The organism is Acidovorax sp. Root219, assembly GCF_001428665.1.
GTDB lineage: Bacteria > Pseudomonadota > Gammaproteobacteria > Burkholderiales > Burkholderiaceae_C > Acidovorax.
Genome location: NZ_LMIJ01000001.1, coordinates 44560 through 63921, shown reverse-complemented (window position 1 = coordinate 63921; position 19362 = coordinate 44560). Strand labels below are relative to the sequence as shown.

At 63.8% G+C, this 19362-nt stretch carries 16 protein-coding genes; 8 read left to right on the top strand and 8 right to left on the bottom strand.

The genetic code is table 11. The annotated features are described in order from the left end of the window. Positions 1-78 precede the first annotated feature (78 nt). On the top strand, positions 79-1056 hold the full coding sequence (locus ASE28_RS00255) for a tripartite tricarboxylate transporter substrate binding protein (protein ID WP_057263655.1): 978 nt from the start codon (positions 79-81) through the stop codon (positions 1054-1056). Here ASE28_RS00255 and ASE28_RS00250 read toward each other — a convergent pair. Further along, a complete protein-coding gene (locus ASE28_RS00250; protein WP_057263651.1) occupies positions 1007-1936 on the bottom strand; it encodes a haloalkane dehalogenase in 930 nt (309 codons plus the stop codon). The two genes, ASE28_RS00255 and ASE28_RS00250, sit on opposite strands and share 50 nt — an antisense overlap. A gap of 73 nt (positions 1937-2009) precedes the next feature. On the opposite strand from ASE28_RS00250, the gene ASE28_RS00245 reads away from it, so the two are divergent. After that, positions 2010-2483 (top strand): MarR family winged helix-turn-helix transcriptional regulator, encoded by a 474-nt coding sequence (locus ASE28_RS00245; protein ID WP_057263649.1) that lies wholly within the window; start codon positions 2010-2012, stop codon positions 2481-2483. A 90-nt stretch (positions 2484-2573) separates the two neighbouring features. Here ASE28_RS00245 and ASE28_RS00240 read toward each other — a convergent pair whose 3' ends face one another. Together ASE28_RS00240 and pdxA are read right to left on the bottom strand one after the other, a co-directional pair. Then, the gene (locus tag ASE28_RS00240) at positions 2574-2948 is read right to left on the bottom strand and encodes a DUF6463 family protein (protein ID WP_057204180.1); all 375 of its coding nucleotides are present in this window, start codon (positions 2946-2948) and stop codon (positions 2574-2576) included. A gap of 136 nt (positions 2949-3084) precedes the next feature. Continuing rightward, complete coding sequence (pdxA, locus tag ASE28_RS00235; protein WP_057263648.1) at positions 3085-4869, bottom strand: 4-hydroxythreonine-4-phosphate dehydrogenase PdxA; 1785 nt, start codon at positions 4867-4869, stop codon at positions 3085-3087. Between the two features lie 110 nt (positions 4870-4979). Here pdxA and ASE28_RS00230 point away from each other — a divergent pair, with 110 nt between their 5' ends. Further along, positions 4980-5933, top strand: coding sequence for a LysR family transcriptional regulator (locus tag ASE28_RS00230; RefSeq protein ID WP_082607785.1), 954 nt, complete (start codon positions 4980-4982; stop codon positions 5931-5933). A gap of 56 nt (positions 5934-5989) precedes the next feature. After that, the gene (locus ASE28_RS00225; protein WP_057263646.1) at positions 5990-7633 is read left to right on the top strand and encodes a serine hydrolase; all 1644 of its coding nucleotides are present in this window, start codon (positions 5990-5992) and stop codon (positions 7631-7633) included. A gap of 13 nt (positions 7634-7646) precedes the next feature. Here ASE28_RS00225 and ASE28_RS31080 read toward each other — a convergent pair whose 3' ends face one another. Next, a complete protein-coding gene (locus ASE28_RS31080) occupies positions 7647-8555 on the bottom strand; it encodes a trypsin-like peptidase domain-containing protein (RefSeq protein ID WP_162262224.1) in 909 nt (302 codons plus the stop codon). Positions 8556-8805: 250 nt separating this feature from the next. Here ASE28_RS31080 and ASE28_RS00220 point away from each other — a divergent pair, with 250 nt between their 5' ends. Both ASE28_RS00220 and ASE28_RS31745 read left to right on the top strand, forming a co-directional pair. After that, a complete protein-coding gene (locus ASE28_RS00220) occupies positions 8806-10278 on the top strand; it encodes a carotenoid oxygenase family protein (RefSeq protein WP_057263643.1) in 1473 nt (490 codons plus the stop codon). A 400-nt stretch (positions 10279-10678) separates the two neighbouring features. After that, positions 10679-11137, top strand: coding sequence for an SMI1/KNR4 family protein (locus ASE28_RS31745; RefSeq protein ID WP_157421787.1), 459 nt, complete (start codon positions 10679-10681; stop codon positions 11135-11137). 291 nt (positions 11138-11428) lie between these two features. Here the strand turns inward: ASE28_RS31745 and ASE28_RS00215 are convergent, their stop codons facing one another. Together ASE28_RS00215 and ASE28_RS00210 are read right to left on the bottom strand one after the other, a co-directional pair. Beyond that, positions 11429-12019 carry a hypothetical protein gene (locus ASE28_RS00215; protein WP_057263641.1) on the bottom strand — a complete coding sequence of 197 codons (591 nt, stop codon included), beginning with the start codon at positions 12017-12019 and terminating at the stop codon, positions 11429-11431. A 207-nt stretch (positions 12020-12226) separates the two neighbouring features. Then, positions 12227-12655, bottom strand: coding sequence for a hypothetical protein (locus tag ASE28_RS00210; protein ID WP_157421786.1), 429 nt, complete (start codon positions 12653-12655; stop codon positions 12227-12229). Between the two features lie 754 nt (positions 12656-13409). On the opposite strand from ASE28_RS00210, the gene ASE28_RS32415 reads away from it, so the two are divergent. Continuing rightward, on the top strand, positions 13410-13922 hold the full coding sequence (locus ASE28_RS32415) for a hypothetical protein (RefSeq protein ID WP_162262223.1): 513 nt from the start codon (positions 13410-13412) through the stop codon (positions 13920-13922). Positions 13923-14841: 919 nt separating this feature from the next. On the opposite strand, the gene ASE28_RS00200 is transcribed toward ASE28_RS32415, so the two are convergent. Next, entirely contained in the window at positions 14842-17199 is a 2358-nt protein-coding gene (locus ASE28_RS00200) for a DNA polymerase II (protein ID WP_082607782.1), read from the bottom strand. Positions 17200-17376: 177 nt separating this feature from the next. Between ASE28_RS00200 and ASE28_RS00195 the strand changes: the two genes are divergently transcribed. Further along, on the top strand, positions 17377-18159 hold the full coding sequence (locus tag ASE28_RS00195; protein WP_057263635.1) for a hypothetical protein: 783 nt from the start codon (positions 17377-17379) through the stop codon (positions 18157-18159). Between the two features lie 100 nt (positions 18160-18259). On the opposite strand, the gene ASE28_RS00190 is transcribed toward ASE28_RS00195, so the two are convergent. Beyond that, positions 18260-19339: a hypothetical protein gene (locus ASE28_RS00190; protein WP_157421785.1), complete on the bottom strand. Its 1080-nt coding sequence runs from the start codon at positions 19337-19339 to the stop codon at positions 18260-18262. Between the last annotated feature and the right edge of the window lie 23 nt (positions 19340-19362).

Below are 19362 nucleotides of genomic sequence, written 5' to 3'. Positions count from 1 at the left end.
TACCCATGCCGATGGGGCATAGCTCCCAGTGCGCGGGCGGGGTGGCAGCACAATCCGGTTTTTGTCATAGTGCAATGCATGACTTTTCCTTTGATCCCTGAGCGCCGGGCTTTCCTGTTGCTGGCTGTTGCCATGGCTGGCACGGGCGTGGCAGCGCAGCCCGCCGACAAGCGCCCCATCCGCCTGGTTGTGCCCTTCGGCCCCGGCGGCGTGGCCGACCTCACGGCGCGCACCGTGGCGCAGAAGATGACCGAGGCCACGGGCCAGAGCATCGTGGTGGACAACAAGCCCGGCGCGGGCGGCATCGTTGCGGCAGACGCCGTGGCCAAGGCGGCGCCTGATGGCCGCACGCTGCTGCTCATGTCCAACGGCAACGCGGTGAGCGCGGGCCTGTTCAAGAGCCTGCCGTTCGACCCGGTCAAGAGTTTCACCCCGGTGTCCATGCTGGGCACCTTCGACATCGCCCTGGTCACGGGTGGCAAGTCCCGCTTCAAGGACATCGCCGCGCTGCTGGCCTATGCCAGGGCCAACCCCGGCAAGCTCAACATCGGCACCATCAACATCGGCAGCACCCAGCACCTGGCGGCCGAGCTGTTCAAGCGCAGCCTGGGCATCGATGTGACCATCGTGCCGTTCAACAGCACCTCGGCCGTGGTCAGCGCGCTGCTGGGCGAGCAGGTGGATGCGGGCGTTGAGATTCTGGCGCCGGTGCTGGCGCAGATCTCGGGCAACACGCTCAATGCCCTGGCCGTGATGGGCGAGAAGCGTTCGCCCGCGTTGCCCAAGGTCCCCACCGTGGCCGAGAGCGGCGCTCCGGGGTTCAACGTGGCCTCGTGGAACGCCTTTGCCGCCCCGGCCAACACGCCGCCCGACATCATTGCGCGGCTGAACAAGGAGACCAATGCTGCGCTCAACACGCCCGAGGTCAAGGCGCGGCTGCTGCAGCTCGGTGTGCAGGCCAGCGGCGGCACACCCCAGGCGCAGGCCGACTTCTTTGCGCGCGAGATCAAGCGCTGGGGCGATGTGATCCAGCAGGCCGGGATCCAGAAGCAGTAGCGGCAGCCGAAGGCAGGGCGGTACCTGCCCAGGCCACCAGCGCATCGGCAATGCGCCCGGGCTGGTCCTCGGGTGCCATGTGGCCGGCATCGCCGCAGGCCTGTACTTCCAGGCTGGCAATGTGCTCACGGCACCAGGCCTCCATGGCCGGGCCGATCATCAGCGTGGGCGACCCGGTGAAGGTGAGCAGCAGCTTGGGCACATCGGTCGAGCCGGCCAGCCACGCGCCATAGGCCTCCACCCGCGCAACCACGTCGGCGGGCGAGCCTTCGAGCGGCATGGCGCGCGGCCAGGCCAGCAGCGGGCGCCGGCTTGCGGGCGTGGGGTAGGGCACCTCGTACACCGCGCGGTCGGCCGCAGACAGGGGCGTGAGCACCGTGGCAGTGAGCGAGCCGGCGAGGAACTGGTTCAGCTCCATGACCAACTGCTCCCCCATGCCCGGCGTGCGAAACGCCTCGAAGCGCGGCCGCGCCGCTGCAGGGAAGTCCGCCCAGGACATGGGCTTGACGATGGTCTCCATGAAGGCGATGCCGCGCACCCGGTGTGCATGCCTGCGCGCCCAGTCGAAGGCGAGCGACGCACCCCAGTCGATGCCCACGAGCACGACTTCCTGTAGGTCCAGCGCGTCGAACCACGCCGCGAGGTAGCGCGCATGATCGTCGTAGCTGTACACGATGTCCGGCTTGCCGGATTGCCCCATGCCGATCAGGTCGGGCGCCAGGCAGCGGCCCAGCACCTGCGTGCGTGGCAGCACCTTGCGCCACAGGCGCGACGAGGCGGGGTTGCCGTGCAGGAACACCCAGGTCGGGCCGGCACTCCCCGCAGGGGCGCCGGTGTCTTCGTAGTGCATCTGCGAATCGAGAATGGTCACAGTGGGCATGGACTGCTCCTTGCAAAGTGGTAAGGTACCTGTCTAGTTTATTGAAATAGACAGGTGCCTGTCAAATATTGCCATGAACCCATCGACACCCTCCGCAACTGCCACCTTCGCCACCCCCGGCTCGCTGGGCGTGCTGCTGCGCCTGCTGCACCAGCAGTTCGCGGGCGCGGTGGACGAGGCCCTGGCCGAGGCCGGCTTTGGCGACGTGCGCGCAGCGCATGCCAGTGTGTTCACCTTTGTCCCCTCCGAGGGCATGCCGGTGAGCGAACTCACGCTGCGCGCGCACGTGCGCAAGCAGTCCATGGCGCAGACGGTGGACGAGCTGGAAAAGCTCGGCTATGTGGAGCGCCGGCCCAGCCCCAGCGACAAGCGCTCGCGCCTGGTGTTCCTCACCGCGCGGGGGCAGCAGATCCGGCCGCTGGCCATGGCGGCTGGTAGCCGCATCGAGGGGCAGTGGGCGGGGTTGATCGGCGCGGGCGAACTCGATGCCATCAAGCTCGCTTTGGGTGGCCTGTTGGCCGGTGTCGAGCGACGCGGCGCTGACTGAAACCCACCGAAGCTCCACTACAGGGGCTGAAGCCCGGGCGACTCCAGTACGCAGCCTCCCTCTCTGCGGGAAATCGCCACGGCATGGCGATCACGCAAGCCAGCGTTGCCCCGTCGCGAACAACACCCCTGCGACCACGAGCAACGCCCACAGGGGCGATGCCGGGAAGGCCACGATACCCACCAACGCGGCAACCAGCAGGTACACGCCCATCAGTCCCAGGGTGTGCACATCCCCGCTGGCGGCGGCCCGCAGCGCGAGGTGGCCACACAGCATCAGCACCGGCCCCAACAGGGTGAACCACAACGCGAGGCGACGGCTGTCGTCGGTCTTGAATGCGTCCAGCAGTCCGTCGGACAGTGCCGCCAGGAACGGCTGTTTGAACCTTACCAAGCCCATCACGATATGCAGGACGCCCAAGGCGAGCAAGGCACCGGCGGCGGCGGTCTTCCAGTTGAGGGTCATGGGGTCGTGCCTTTCAAATGCAAATTTTCAAGAATAACTATTGTTTAAATTAAAATAAATTCAATTTTTAAAATAGCATTTTCTTATTGTAGTGCGAACTGCCTTGGTTGCGCCATGTGCGCCTGGGCGGCCTGCCTCAGGCTTGCGCCGCTGCATCGTGCAGCACGGTCTGGATGGCGCGCAGCTGCCCTGTCAGCCCATGCGGTCCCAAGCCTGTGGCTTCAAAGGTGCCGTCGAGCGCTGCCGTGCCCACGGTAAAGCCTGCCGCCCGGCCTGCCACCACGGCTGCGATGCGCTCGGCCCGGTCGATGGACCCGGCCACCACCACTGGTTTGCCCACCGCCGCGCACACGGCGGCTATGAGCGCGGGCACGTCCGCAGAGTCACCCTCAAACCGGTAGGCCAGCAGGTCCAGCCCGTGCACGCCCTCCAGCGCGGCAATGCGGCGCGCGCTGGCCACCACGTCCGCCACGGTGCCCTGCAGCACGCTGGGGTGCCCCACCACCTGGCCGGCAAACGGGTAGTAGCGGATGGGGGTGCTGCGCAGCAACGGCAGCACCGCCTCGGGCCGGGTGCCGCCCATCAGCACGTCCACCCCCAGCGCCCCGGCGGCGCGGGCCGATGCGAGCTCACTCGCCGCGTCCTGGCTCACCACCTCCAGGTAGCTCACCGCGCCGGCCGCGCGGATGGCATCGGCCAGGCGCTGCAGCGCGGCCCAGGGCAGGCCGATGTCCTTGAAGCCGATGTGCCGCACCCCGGCGGCCAGCACCGTGGGCAACTGCTCCAGGGCGTCGGCGATGGTCTTGTCGTGCCGGGTGAGCATGAAGATGAATTCCGGCAATGGAGGGGCAGGTGGTGGTTGCACCTGCGTGGTCACCACCATGGCCGGCTGCATGGAAGAGGCCACGGCCATGGCCTCCGCCTGCTCCACCGCATGCCCCAGGCTGGCCGCATCGGCACGGCCCGTGCCCGCGATGTCGAAGGCCGTGCCGTGGTCCACCGAGGTGCGCACAAAGGGCAGGCCCACGGTGATGTTCACGCCCTGGTCCACCCCCAGGTACTTCACGGGGATCAGGCCCTGGTCGTGGTACTGCGCCACCACGATGTCGAAGTCGCCCTGGCGTGCTCGCATGAACACTGTGTCCCCCGGCCAGGGGCCCGTGGCGTCGATGCCCTCGGCGCGCGCAGCGGCAATGGCGGGGGCAATGGTGTCCTGGTCTTCGCGGCCGAACAGCCCGCCTTCGCCTGCATGCGGGTTGAGCCCCGCCACCGCCACGCGCGGGTGTGCAATGCCGTAGGCGCGGCAGGCACGGTGCGCCAGGCGTATGGCGCGCAGCTCGTTCTGGGGCGTCACGGCGGCAATCGCATCGCGCAGCGAGAGGTGGATGGACACCAGCAGCACCCGCAGCTCGCCATTGGCCAGCATCATCGCGAATTCGGTGGTGCCGGCGCGCTCGGCCAGCATCTCGGTGTGGCCCGGGTGCCGCACGCCAGCGGCGCGCAGCGCCTCCTTGTGCAGCGGCGCGGTCACGATGCCGGCCACGCTGCCCGCCAGCGCCAGGTCGATGGCGCGCTGCACGCAGGCATGCGCTGCGGCGCCGGCACGTGCGTCCACCCGGCCCATGGGCAAGTCGGCGGGCAGCGGTGTGCAGGCCTGCAACACGGGCAGGGCGCCTTGCTGCAGTGCTTCGCGCATCCCATGCAGGTCATCGCCCACGGCGCGCAACTGCAGCGGTGCGCCCACCATGGCTGCCGCGCGCTGCAGGGTGCCCACGTCGCCCAGCACGATAAAAGGGTGCACGTGGCGGTTGCCCGCCAGCGCCCCCATCGCCCACTTGGCAATGATCTCGGGGCCGATGCCCGCCGGGTCGCCCATGGTGATGGCCAGGGGCAGGGGGTGAGTCGTTGTCGCTGCTGTCATCGGGTTTCTTGAGACTCAATCAATGGAATGCCGACACTGTGCCTGGGCAAGCGCTTTCAGAAAATCGATTTGATCTCATGCATGATTGAGCAAAACTCAACCACCAAGCCATGTCTCCAGACACCCGCCTGCCCCCGCTGTCCGCCCTGCGCGCCTTCGAGGCCACGGTGCGCCACGGCAGCGTGTCGCGCGCTGCGCGCGAGCTGCACCTGACCGACGGCGCCGTCAGCCGTGCCGTGCGCGAGCTGGAGGGCGATCTGGGCTTTGACCTGTTCCAGCGCAGCAGCCGCGCCGTGGTGCCCACGCCCACCGCCCAGGTGCTGGCCGAGGATGTGGCCGGCGCGCTGGACCGCCTGCGCGCGGCCCTGGCCCGTGCGCGCCGCACGGCGGGGCCGGGCCGGCCGCTGGTGCTGTCGTGCGAGCCCACCTTGCTGATCCGCTGGCTCATACCGCGGCTGGCGCAGCTGCAGGCCGCCGTGGGGGGCGAGCGCGAGCTGCGCCTGGTGTCGGCTGGGGGCGTGGTGCACTTCGAGCGCGACGGCATCGACCTGGCCATTCGCCGCAACGACTTTGCGCTGGCCGACGACGTGGTGGCCGAGCCCTTCGTGCACGAATACATCGGCCCCGTGTGCCGCCCCGATGTGGCCGCCACCCTCGGGCCGCAACAAGGCGCAGCCCTGCAGGGCGTGCTGCTGCACACCGCCACGCGGCCGGGCGCGTGGGAGAGCTGGGCTGCGCTGGCCGGCACGCCCCTGCAGCCCACGCGCGCCATCCGCTTCGAGCACTTCTACCAGAGCCTGCAGGCCGCCGTGGCCGGTGCCGGCGTGGCCATCGGCCCGCTGGCCCTGGTGGCTGACGACCTGGCCAGCGGCGTGCTGTGCGCGCCGCGCGGTTTTGTGGCCGATGGCAGCTGCTACCAGCTCATGGCGCCGCGCGCGGCCGTGGACGATGGTGATGCCTTCAACACCGTGCTGGCGTGGCTGCGTGCAGCCTGCGAAGGTCTGGTGCCACCACCTCCACCCCCTGTGGAAAAGCGGCCACGCTCCCCCAAAAGGAGGGCCTAGCCCGCGCCGCAGGGCGCATATGATTCCTGCACAACAAACACTGAGGGAGGCTGGCGATGGCAATGCACTGGCATGACAAGACGACGGGTAAATCATCAGCAGCCGCAGCGATCAACCGCAGGCAGGCCACTGCCGTGCTGCTGGCCAGCGCCGCCGCGCCCTTCACCGTGGCCGCGCAGGACGCAGCGGCGCCTGCATCATCCGCTGCATCGGCGACGACTACCGCAGCCACCACCCTCTGGCCCGGTGACGACTGGGCCGAGAGCACGCCCGAGGCCCAGGGCATGGACTCTGCGGCCCTGGCCAAGCTCATCGACTTCGGCGCCGCGCAGGGCATGGACAGCCTGCTCGTCACCCGCCACGGCAGCCTGGTGGCCGAGGCTTTCTACGCCCCCTACCGCGAGGGGCTCAAGCACGCCGTCAACTCCACCACCAAGGGTATCGTCGCCACGCTCACCGGCATGGCCATCCAGGACGGGCTGATCGCCTCGCGCGACGCGCCCGTGCTCGACTTCTTTGAAGGCCGCAAGGTCGCCAACGCCGACGCCTCCAAGAAGGCCATGACCCTGGGCCACCTGCTCGACATGACCTCGGGTTTGAGTTGGATCGAGCCGCTCAGCGACGCTGTGCCCGAGACCATGCTGCAGCTGGGCCGCGCGCGCGACTGGCAGGGCTTCGTGCTCGACCGCCCCATGGCCCAGGCGCCCGGTGCGGGCTTCAACTACAACAGCGGCAACACCCACCTGCTCTCGGCCATCGTGGCGCAAAAGACCGGCGGCAGCACCCTGGCCTATGCGCAAAAGCGCCTGTTCGGCCCCCTGGGCATCACCGACGTGCGCTGGCGCAAGGACCCGCAGGGCATCGAGGTCGGCGGCTGGGGCCTGTACCTGCACCCGCGCGACATGGCGCGCATCGGCTACCTCTACCTGCGTCGGGGCCAGTGGAACGGCCGCCAACTGCTGCCCGCCGCCTGGGTGGAGCAGGTTTTCCATCCCACGGTGGACATGGGCTTTGGCAGTGCAGCACCGGTTTTCAAATACGCCAACGGCTGGTGGAGCATCCCGTCCAAGCGCGCCTACTTCACAGCCGGCTTCAACCGCCAGCTCATCGTGGTGCTGCCCGACATCGACGTGGTCGTCGCCGTCACGGGCCGGCGCAACTACCCGCTGCCGGCGTTCATCGACCACATCACCGCCGCCGCGCACTCGCGCGAGCCCCTGCCTGCCGACGCCACCGCGCAGGACCAACTGGCCGCCCGCATCCGCGACGCCGGGGTCGAAAAGCCCAGCGCCACCCCCATCACCACGCCCGAACTGGCCGCCACCATCTCGCGCAAGGCCTGGCTGCTGGAGCGCAACGGCATGGGCATCCAGCGCCTGCTGCTCGACCTCACGCCCGCCAACCCGCGCTACGAAGTCACCTTCGACAGCAGCCGCCCCGATCTGCCGCGCGAGCCGGTCACCGGACCGCTGGGCCTGGACGGCAAGTACCGCACTGCTCCGCAGGGCCCCAACGCCGTCATCGCCATCAAGGGCCACTGGCTCGACGCGCAGAGCTTTCAGCTCATCTCACGCTCGGTGGCGGACGGCGAGGTCACCGTGGTCACGCTGAAGTTCGAAGACGGCGGGAAGGCGGTGAATGTAGGGTTGGAGAACAACTGGGGGTTCAGGGGGCAGGTGCGGGGGCGCGAAAAAAATTAACTCTGACTTTGTTCTAACTCCAAGGCGTATAGGTAATTGCAAATTGTCCTTCTTTTATGTCTGGCGTAAAGGCGTCTGGTCTATGAATGCGAACGCATTTTTTTGCGCCCATGCTGAGTAAGTATGTTGAATTGCTTATCCTGGGCCAGGTGGGTTCAAATTTTGTCACTAACGCAGGCCATATATGAGATACATAAGCAATCTCATCACCTTCCATCGAAGATGAAACTATTCCGGTGAGATGGCCGTGATGATCAAAAACTGCGCCTCCGCTCATTCCGCCAAAGGCAGGACAGTTCACTGCGAAGGAAGGGCCGGGCAGCATTATTCGATCTCTTCCTTTGTGCCAAACCTCTACAACTTCGCCGTGGCAAAGGCGTAAAGTTACATTGATGCCAAGAGGGTCGTGTGCCGTCGCAGTACGTCGATCTGCGGAAAATCCTGTTAAGAGCACCTTATCTCCGATTGCGGGAGTTCTTGTTGTTATGTGTGTTGTGTAAATTTCTAAATTGTCTGGGAGTTCGGAGCATCGTTTGATTGAAAGTATCGCTAAATCGGTCGAATCTAGTAGCGTTACTTTCTCTATGTTCCACAGCTCCAGGCCAATTTTGGATACTCCTTGGCCCACTATGGCGGTGTCGCTCTGCGTGATGTCATCCAGCCATTCTTCAATCACATGTTTCGCAGAAATTGCGACGCCTGGCCCAACAATCGTCGCAGAGCCTGTGGTATGGTGGCCATTGTCATCTCGAAAGCTGATTGCTAAAGCAGTGCCCTCAAATGAATTTAAATAAGTTTCGCCATGAGAGCCTTGCATTGATTGAAGAGTGAAGCATTTTGATGTTATGCGTAAAATGGTGTTTTTTGTAAATTTTGTTATTGGGTCTACTGTTGCAATTGTTTCATAAATTTCGTTTTCCATGAAATTCTCCATCATGTGATTATTTATTTCTGTTTTTCTATATTATTTTAATAATATAAATTTTTGGTAAATTCTATGGAATGGATTGGGGCTTAGGCGATGAATATAAGTGATGTCGCCTGAAATGCAAAGAATGATCATTGTTGCGATAAAAGACTGTCGTAGCGGCTCCGTTTGATTCATCATGGGAAGCTGCAACTTGGTTCACCCAACATAGTCCATGCCCCTTGCTTCAACGGCTGCCAGCGCTATGCTTTCACACTTCACCACCCGCCTGCGCGGCCTCCAATCCACCGCCCGCGAGCTCCCCGACACCCCGGTCGAAGTCCGCGGCCAGATCCCCCCGTGGCTCATCGGCGGCAGCCTGCTCCTCAATGGCCCGGCGCTGTGGGACTTGCCCCATGGCAGTTACGAACACTGGTTCGATGGCCTGGCCATGCTGCACCGGGTGCGGCTGGCGCCGGGCGATGTGGGGGGCGCCAGCGCCACCTACCGCAGCCGCTACCTGCAGACCGATGACCTGCGCGAGAGCCTGGCGGCGCGCAAGCCGGCGCGCAGTGCCTTTGGCACGGCCGACCCGGCAGGGCTGTTTTCGCGCCTGCGCAACCTGCGCCACCCGATCGTGACGGACAACGGGGCGGTGGTGATGGCGCGCATCGGCTCGCAGTGGGTGGCGCAGACCGAAACGCCGCTGCTCACCAGCTTCGACCCCGACACGCTGGCCACCACGGGGCGCATCGTGTACGACGATGCCGAGGTGGTCCACGTCATGTCGGCCCATGGCATCACGGACGCGCAGGGCACCTACTGGAACGTGGGCGTGGAGATGGGCCCCAAGTGCACCTACAAGCTGTTCAAGATCGTGGCGGGCAGCCGGCGGCGCGAGGTGGTGGGGCGCTGGTCCGTGCGGCAGGCGGGCTACCTGCATGCCTTTGCCATGACGCCCACGCACGCCCTGGTGTGGCAGCCGGCCATGCGGGTCAATGCCATCAAGCTGGCGTTGGCGGGCAAGGGCTTCATCGACAACTTCAAGTGGAATGCGGCCACGGGTTCGCGCATCGACGCCGTCTCGCTCACCGATGGCAGCGTGCGCAGCTGGGTGGTGCCGGCCATGGCCAGTTTTCATGCCGTGCAGGCCTGGGACGAGCCCAGCCAGGACGGGCGCACGCCCGCCACCCTGGTGCTGGACCTGTGCACCACCGATGGCCCCGAGATCTTCAGCGCGCTGCGCCTGGATCGGCTGCGCGCCGGCCAGCCCATCGGCGTGCAGCACCGCGTGCAGCGCTACCGGCTGGAGCCCGGCCGCAGCGATGCGCAGCCCCGGCCGCTGGTCGAAGGCGCCAGCGTGGAGCTGCCCGCCGTGCATGGCGCCTACTGGGGCAAGAAGCAATCGCGCCATGCCTGGTTTGCCGGCTTCGACCCCGATGGCAAGGCGCCCATGTTCGACCGCACGGTGAAACTCGACCTGGACGGCGGCCGCATCGCCGGCACCTGGCAGCGCGAGGCCGCCGTGCAGCTGGAGCCCCTGTTCGTGGATCGCCCCGGCTCCCCCGCCGAGGACGATGGCGTGCTGCTGGTGCCCACGCTGGCCGAAGGCGACGAGGGCACGGTGATCGGCGTGATCGACCCGGCCAGCATGCAGTGCCTGGCCACGCTGCATTTGCCGCAGGTGGTGCCGTTCGGGTTCCATGCGGCGTTCAAGCCTGCCTGGATGCCGGGGTGAGTTGGGCGGTGAAGAACCAGTTGCTGTGGGTCGACTGCACTGCCGCTGCCCTGGGTGGGCTGGCTGGCGGTCTGCCAATAGTGCGTCGTGCGGCGCTCTTGGACATCGGTTCGGCACTGTTAGCATCGAATTCGACAACACGCACACCGGACATTTGTTGGCGGCTGAGCAAACATCGTTGTCGGGCGCATGTTGAAGCGCTGGGCTAGATTTCCGCTATCGGCCGAGGCTGTGTGAAAACGTCGATAGACGACTTTTGCAGGGGTACTTCAACCCTTGCTCGCATCGAGATCGTGCGTTTTAGGCCGATCTGAGCGGTCGATTTCTGAGTCGACTGGCAGGTCAAGGGCGCAACGCGCGTTTTCACACAGCCTCGGCCACAAGCAGACATTGGAGGGACATGGCTGAAACGCAGATCAATGACTTTATCGCTCGTTTGATGACCGGCAAGCGAAAGACGTGGTTGCGAACGCATCCGTTGTTTAAACGGTTTGGGCCGTACCACCGACCAAGCGCAGGTACCGGCGGGGAAATGCCAGTTCCCGAGAGCGTCGAGGCGTTCCTGACCGCGACCGGCTACGGCGATATCGCCGAAGTACTGAGCTTTCGCGCAGAGTGGATACACGTTATTGATCGTGGAGAGTTGGCTGGGCATGTCATCTTTGCTCAGGATGACGGCGGTAATCACTATGCTTGTTCAACATCTGACAAGCAGATCTTCTTTGTATCGCGCCGCTCGCCTGAGTACGCTCTAATAGCTACTTCACTTGGTGATTTTTTAGAGGAGCTTGAACGTCGCCGTTTCGATCTTGAAGGGTGGACAAACGGACTTGAGTTGAAGGCGTATAACTGGGAGTGAATAACCGTCCGCTTCGGGCCCGTGGCTGCCGCGTGTACGATGGCTGCCATCGGTCAGAGTATTGGCGCCGGTGTAGAAGTAAGCCGCTTTTGACTCATGTGCCGACGACCCGTGAGCCACGCGAGTGGCTCTTTACCCACACGCCTGTTGGGTGTGGGGGCGGAACAAGTGGCGCAGTCGAAGGTCGGCGCGGTGGCTCACTCCGGTCTCGGCGGCAGCAAGCCTGACCGTCGGCATCAGTCTGGTCCAGCCCAAGGCGCGACCAATCAGCCTTCGCGGAAGGCGGTTGCCTTACCCCGGTGTCTGCCCCGACTTGGTAGACGCCGCGGGCTTGACCAGCCGCGCAATCTCACCACCGCACGCGCTGAAGTTGCTGGCGTATTCCTCGGGGTTGTCGAACATCACCTGGGCTTGCATCAGGCGGTCGAGTTCTTGTTTCGCGTAGACCAGGATGCCCACGCTGTTGCCGCCCGAGGCCCAGGGATAGTCCAGCTCGCGGAACTGGCGCGCGATGTCGCGGTGAATGCGCACATGCGTCTGCTCGTGTTTCATCACATGCGCATAGGCACAGCTGCCCGGCGGGATCTCGCTGGCCACGCGCAGCACCGGTTTGATGTAATCCAGCCGCACGACGACGCCCTGGCAACTGGTCTGCGGCATCACCGCCAGCTTGGTCTCGACAACGACGTGGCCGAGTTGCGTACCGCTGCGGCCGGCGCCCGCGCCGATCTTCGTCAGTTCGGCGGCCGGTTTGGCGTTGTCCACTTCCGGGTCGGCGAACCAAGCCGCACTGAAACGCACCGCCTTGTCGCAGGGAGGCAGGTTGGCGGACTGCGCCTGGAAGCAGGCGCTGACCAGCAGCAGAGCGAGGAGGCTTTTCATCGTAACCTTCTGGTTATCGGCAAGACGCGCTCGTCCTGAAGCGGTGGCCGCAAGGGGCCCGTGGCAGCCGCTGATACGATGGGGGCCATCGGCCAGAAGCGGCCGGTGGCGGCAAAAGGAGCGGACGCTCAACACACGGTTAACCCGCGACTTGCTCCCCAAGCCTCCGGGGCCGGCGCACGTAAGCAGTCGGCGTTGGCCTTCAGGTTAGGTTGCATTTTTCACCTTCCCGTCAGATATGCACCGCCACCAACACCACGACATGCCTGCGAAGAAGACCATCGTTAAAGCTGTCTCAGCGAATGAGTACATCGAGTAGACGATGTGATCCGGAGAATACTGTTGGTTGTAGCGCCAGATACCGAGCACCAAAAAACACTCAGAAAAGAAAAAACTGATCAGCGAAAACCCAAGGACTCGATGGCGCGCAGTCACCGCGATGAGAGCCGCGCAAACTACAAGTTGGGCGATGCCGACAAAGGCGGACTGCTGCCCGTGCGTGAGTCCTGAGAGCAAATGGCCAAACAGCTCGCCCCACCATTGCTGATAAAAAAGCAGCACGCCAACGAGCACGGCACCCAGCCAGGCAACAACGAGCGAAAGCCGATGCCCCACATGCGATCTGACTTCATGCATTCCGCAAAACCCGTTGGATGTACTGGACCGTGCGGGAGATTCTGGACACTTATTCCTCCTGTAGGTGGCTTGCAGTCTGTGGCTACAGGTGCAGGACTACTCAAACGGGCCGGTACAAAATTCCCGAAACCCTGCAACTTTCAGCGAGGCAAACTATAGCCTGCTAGCAGGCAGGGAACGGGCTTTATGACGGCACGTTTCAGACTGTGGTCAAGCCGATTTTGGATCCATGACCGCTTTGGGGAATAGAGCCCAGCGTCGGCTTTGGGCCCAAAGCTGCCTTTCGCTCTTGCCTAAAACAGCCGTCCAACTCGGGCCCGAAGCGGCCTCTGGGCAACAATACTGCTGAGCTACCGTTCAGCGCCACCCCGCTGCCTGACAGTCCAAAAACGTGCTGTCTAAGTGAACAGTGCGCTGATCGCAAGCCCCAGCTGCAAACCACTTCTAGCAGGCTGAAGAAATACCTCCCGGCCAGCGTTTCCCAAAAATCTTCGACCTCGTAGAACGCGCTACAAGCGACTTTTCTGATGCTGGCAAGGGGTAAGACACCCTCGAATCGAACAAATTTCCGATCCGAAAACAGTATTTCTTCAGCCTGCTAGGAGGAATCAGTGTCCCGAATATCCCGCTCGGTCCAGTTTATCCCGCAGGTTTTGCGATATTCATTACGTTGTACGGCACGATGACCAGACGGCAATTTCTCGCGGCGGGTATGGCGTTCGTCCTTTTGCAGGCGAGGGCTAGCGAAGACACCTTGGACCAACTCCCGCCGTGGAACTATTCAGAGTTAGTACAGGCCGCGACCGAGGGATTGGCGTCGGGTGAGGTGAAGGACGTGCGCCTTCTCGCGTGGCATACGCAGGAAGACGGGCGGCCGATACGCTTCGACGCTGCCCTGATGTGGCTTCATATTGAGCGCCAAGATACGGGGGAGCAGTGGATACTCCTAAAACTCGGCCGGAATCCAACAGAAGAAGGCGCGCGTAGCGAATGGGGCCTTACGTTCGAGGGACATCAATGGAGTCCCGTGAAGCTCTTTGACAATCCCCCCAGAAATCGGGACGTCTACACCTTCCTGAAGGACCATTGGGAGTTCAATCCGGACGGTCGAACGGTGCCATCCATGCGACTGAGCGACGACGGCAAGTGGATACCCAGTCGGTACACCCGCTTTCGCATCTTGCGAGCTGGGGTGCGCTCGAAGACGTGGCGCAGTGTCATAGGGGACGACCCAACGCAGTTCCACCGCGGCGAGCGGAGACGATAATGCGAATAACAGGTCATTCGACGCGGACACGCACCGGCAAGGCGCAATGAGTCATACGCGGAAGCGTGAGTCTCCCGGCGCCTCACCCAGCGCGCCGGTCAACTCCGACGTTGAACGTCGCTTCATTTGCAGTGACCGGCCGCTTTTGGCCGATTGCCGCAGTTCTACTGACTGGTTTCTACACCGATGGCTCGCAAGCGTAACGAAACCTCGGCCATTGCCTGCGGATGCCCAACAAAACGAGCGAGAAAATTTGTGCGCCATAGCTGCCAGTTGCCTTGCACACATTGGACGGCGTGTGATGACGCATTCGGATCGTCGTCAAACCCGAACTCAAAGCCGCAGCTACACATTTCGAACGACGCGGCACCATTATCGAAATATGGGGCCGTCGAAAGCTCACTGCTTCCGCATATGGGACACGCCCACAGCCCCGATGCTGCTTGATACAGCGTCGCTAAACTTCCATCGCGCGACGTTACTTTATGCGTTTGCATGCAACCTAGCTTCCCTTACGAACGACCGCTTCTGGCCGAGGCTGTGTGAAAACGCGCCATACGCCCTGGTGTTGCTGGCCTTCTCAGAAATCGACCGCTCAGAACGGCCTACAACGCACGATCTCGATGCGAGCAATGGTTGAAGTACCCCCGCAAAAGTCAGCCATCGACGTTTTCACACAGCCTCGTCCGATAGCGGAAGTCTAGCTGTACGCACCCGTGCCCTGCATCACCCAAGAAGGCGACTCAGCGAAGCTGACCAGATGCTCGTCGTCCGCGACCTGGGAGTGTCCACGAGGGCCGGTCTGTGTGTCCAGTTCACGCTGACCAATCGAATTCGCACAGACTTTCCTGCAGTGACCGAAATGCGCAACTGGGGGAGGCGTTCGCAACTAGCGCCAGTGGCTGGCGGTTGAACACGTCTAGAAAAGGTCCTGCTGTGCCGAAGTCAACGCGGCAAAGCTCTCCCCCAGCGGCTGCAAAATGGCATCCGCAATCGGCTGCAGCTGCTTGCCCAGGTAGTGCCCGTAGTCGATGGGCGAATGGCGCGCTTCCAGTGGTTCCGGCCCGTTGCGGGTCATGACGTAGCGGATCCAGCCGCCGCTCTGGTACTGCTGGGGGCGGTTCATGCGGGTGTTGTACTCGTCGGCCATGCGCGCTGCGCGCACCTGCGGGGGCACGTTGGCGACGTAGGCGTCCAGGCGGTGGCGCAGGCGCTTGCGGTAGACGAGCAGGTCGTCCTTGTCGCCCGCCAGCGTGGCCTGCGCGTAGTCGGCCACGAACTCGCGGTAGGGTGCGCCCTGGAAGACGCGCGAGAGCAGGCCTTCCTGGAACTGCCGGGCCAGGGGCGTCCAGTCGCTGCGGGCCATCTCCAGGCCGCGGTAGACCATCTCCTCCTTGCCCTGGGTGTCCAAGCTCAGGCCGGCGTAGCGCTTCTTGCTGCCCACGTCCGAACCGCGGATGGTGGGCATGAAGAACTTCTTGTAGTGCGTGTCGAATTCGATTTCGAGGTGGTTGTCGAGGTTCTGTTCTTCGCGCAGCCTGCGTGTCCACCACGTGTTGATGTCCCTGACCAGCTCCGCTGCCACGGCGTGCGCCTCGGCGTTGGTGTGGGTGCGCCCGAGCCAGATGAAGATCGAGTCGGTATCGCCGTAGATCGCCTGGTACCCGCGCTTCTCGACGAACTCGCGGGTGAGCTTCACCATCTCATGGCCGCGCAGGGTGATCGCTGAAATCACCTGCGGGTTGAAGAAGCGGCATTCCGACGCCCCCAGCACCCCGGCAAAGGAGTTCATCACCAGCTTGAGCGCCTGGGACAGGGGCTCGTTCTTGGTGCGCTTGGCCTCGTCGCGCGCGCGCCAGAGGGTGGTGACGATCTCTGGCAGGCAGTGCCTGTCGCGCGAGAAGCGCGTGCCCAGCGGGCCCTGGATGAGCGGTGCCGCATCGCTGGCGTGCATGCCTTCCACGTACCCCACCGGGTCGACCAGGAAGGTGCGGATGATCGAGGGGTACAGGCTCTTGTAGTCGAGCACCACCACAGAGTCGTAGAAGCCGGGCTTCGAATCCATCACGTAGCCGCCGGGCGACGATTGGCCCTCTATCTCGCCCACATTGGGCGCCACATAGCCCAGGCGGTGCATGCGCGGCAGGTAGTGGTGGCTGAACGCGGCGATGGAACCACCGAAGTGGTCCATCTGCAGGCCGGTGGTGTGGGCGCGCTCCATCGCAAACTGCAGCAGCCGCGTTTTCTCGAAGATGCGCAGCACCAGCTCGCAATCGCGGATGTTGTAAGTGGCCAGCGCGGGCTTGTCGTGCTGGTAGCGGCGCTCGATCTCGGCCATTTTGTCGTACTCGTCGCCGATCTCCTTGCCCTCGCCCAGCAGTTGCTGCGAGACGTTCTCGAGGCTGAACGAAGAAAAGCTCCACACCGCAGCGCGCAGCGCCTCGATGCCGTCGATGACCACGCGGCCGGGCATGGGCGCGAAGAGGTAGCCCTGCTTGCCCGGGTGCGTGCGCCAAGCGATGGGCCGGCGCTCGCGGCCCATCAGCAGCGGCGTGGCGCATTCATCGGCGGTCTTTTGCAGCACGTGCAGGTCGAACTGGATCACGTTCCAGCCGATGAGCACGTCCGGGTCGTTGCGCTCGAACCAGTCGTTGAGCTGCTCGATCATGGCTTGGCGCGTGGGGCAGTAGACGAGCGCAAAGCCCTCGGGCTCCGCAGGCTCGGAGGGCGGCTCGCCCAGCATGTACACCACGCGCTCGGCCATGCCGTCGAGCGCAATGGAGTACAGCGCCTGGTGCTGGCTGGTCTCGATGTCCAGCGACACGACTTTCAGCGCCGGCCGGTAGTCGGGCGCAGGCGCCAGCCTGCAGTCCACGCGGGCGCCGTTCTCAGTGCGCCCGCCCTCCACCAGCACGCCGGCGGTGATGAAGCGCTCCATCAGGTAGCGCTCGTGCGGGCGCACATCGGCTTCGAGCAGCGATATGCCCAACTGCTGCAGCGAGCGCGCCAGGCGCCCCAGCTGGCGAAAGTGCTTGGCATAGACCCCGATCACAGGCTCCTGCTGAAAGCTCTTGAGGTCCAGCGCACGCAACTCCACGTCCGGCAGGGCCATGAGCTGGGCATCCACCGTGCCCTTGTGCCGCGCCTCGACAAAGGCCACCGAGGTCTGGCCGGTCAGCAGCACCTTCAGCGGGCCGGTGTCGGTCGCAAGCCAGTATTCGATTTCGGTGCCCGCCGGTGTGTCCCGCCAGTTGCGCGTGAGGATGAAGCCCTTCATTTGGATCGATGGCGCACGGGGAGGCAGACAGGGGGACAGAGGGGCGGGCAGACTAGGTTGCTGATTCTCGCCGAAGGAGGGGTGGGACGCACCGGCTGCGTCAGCTTGTTCTGGCCGTGGCCACAGTGTTGCGCTTATCCTGCTGGCTTTGCGAGATCCATTGCGGGGGAAAACACCATGCGGCTGCTTCAGCGGGCAATCACGGCACTCATTCTTGGCCTGGCCGTCGTCGCGCCATCGGTTGCCGGTGAGGCCAAGGAAAGCCACAGCGCGCGCCCCGGCCTTTTCTTCGCATGGCTGTCGCCCGATGATGGATCGGTGGTAGTGCAGTTCGATGATCCCGCCCATGTCCGGGCACTGGCGCGCCACTGCAATGCGGGCCGTGGTGTCTTTTCCACCCAGACCGGCGTGCAGTACCAGTGCAAGATGGAAGTGCCCAAGAACGCTTCGGGGCAGGAGCAATGGGATTCGGCAGAAGCCTCGGTGCAGGGCGAAGTGCCCAAGTCGGACACACGGCAGTTCGGGCTTTTTTCCACGGCACCAGTGCGCGCCACCCGGTGGGCCACGCGCCGTATCTCTGCACCGGAGGTGGAGGCCATTGCGGCGCTGCTGGGCTCAGATACCAAGCGGTTTGGCGCGGTGCAGCGGCAATTGAAGCTCGCCACGGCATCGGTGGTGAGCCAGCCTGGCAGCCCAACTGTGGCCATCATCGTGCCCGGGCGGGTGGTGGAGGATCGCGCCGCGTTCTACCATGCGCGCAGGCACCATGTGTTCACGAAAAACGGCAGTGGCGTGTCGTACCTTGGCGAGGTACCCGGCAAGCCCGTCAGCTTTGCCGATATCGACCAAGCCACCCAACTGCCAGGGCTGGTGGTCAGCGAGGGCTGCGACGGGTGGTGCATCACCCTGTGGAGCCTGGCGGGCGGGCTCGCGCAGGTGGGGCGGTTCGGGGGGCATTGAAGCCCTCCTACGGATTTGTCTTCAACCGTCTAACTTCGTTGGTCCGCCTTGCCGTGCTACAGCACTGCCTTGTCGCCTTTGGTCTGTAGCCCTTGGCTTCTCAGCTGCTGTGGCGGATGCCGGTATAGAGTTCGGGCGAGACCACTTTCGCATCGTTCGACCAAGGGTCTTCGACCACTGCTTCGCCGTTCCTGACGACTGCCAGCAGTGCCTGGAACGATGGCGAGAATTCGCGTTGTTCGAAGATCGCCTTGATCCGCGCCACGAAGCGCGTGCGGGGGCTGTCTTCGCCTTCCGCTTGCTGGTCGAAATGGAAGATGCGGTACACCGCGATCAGCAGCAGTTCCCGCCATGCCGCTTTGCTAGAAACTTCCTCCCGTGCGCAGAAGTGGTACCAGACCTCCAGCGGCCGCTCGTACTGGAACAGCATGTCGCGGGCGCCGGGCGCCAGGGCTTTTGGCGACGCCAGCCATTTGCTCATGGTCCACAATTGGTCCAGATCGAGAGGTAGGGGCAGCAGAGGAAACTCCTCAAAATCCACCGGGTAGCGGGGCGCTTTGAAGGAATAGGTGTTGCGTGTCACGGGCAAGCGCACGTGGCGCTGGGTAGCGTCCTCGGGCCACATCAGATTGAACAGGCGCTCGTTGCTGTCGTCCGTGTGCGCAACGATCACCTTGCAGTCCGCGTAAGGTTCCCGCGCCTGGGCAAGGTGCACCATCGATTGCGGTATCTCCCTTTCCAGTTCGGATTGCTGGAACATGTGGGTGCCGCCCGTAGCGGGCAGAACGAGGCCTATGTGCAAGCACAGTTCGGTGAAACCCATCAACCGGTCGGCTGGCAACGCATGGGGGTTGTCCATGAACATGTCGCGCAAGGGGCGCAGCACCGCTTCATCCTTGCAGGGGTGCAGGTACAGAAAGAGCATCAGGTCCAGATGCCGTGTCGTGGAACTCCGGTTCCAGTCGTGCAGCTTCTCCCATTCAGGCAGCGTGCCCTTGAGAAAGTACCTCTTGATGATGGCCCTGGCCTTCTTGTTCTTGTCCAGCAGGTACAGCAGCGGCTCTATCTCCAGCCATTGGAGAGTGCGTTCTGCCATCCACGCCTTGTCGGTCGTTTTCCAGTGGCTCGCATCAAAGCCGTCAAAATATCCCAAGTCGTTCTCCCTTGTTTTTTTGATCATGCAACATGGCTGGTGTGCTGCGG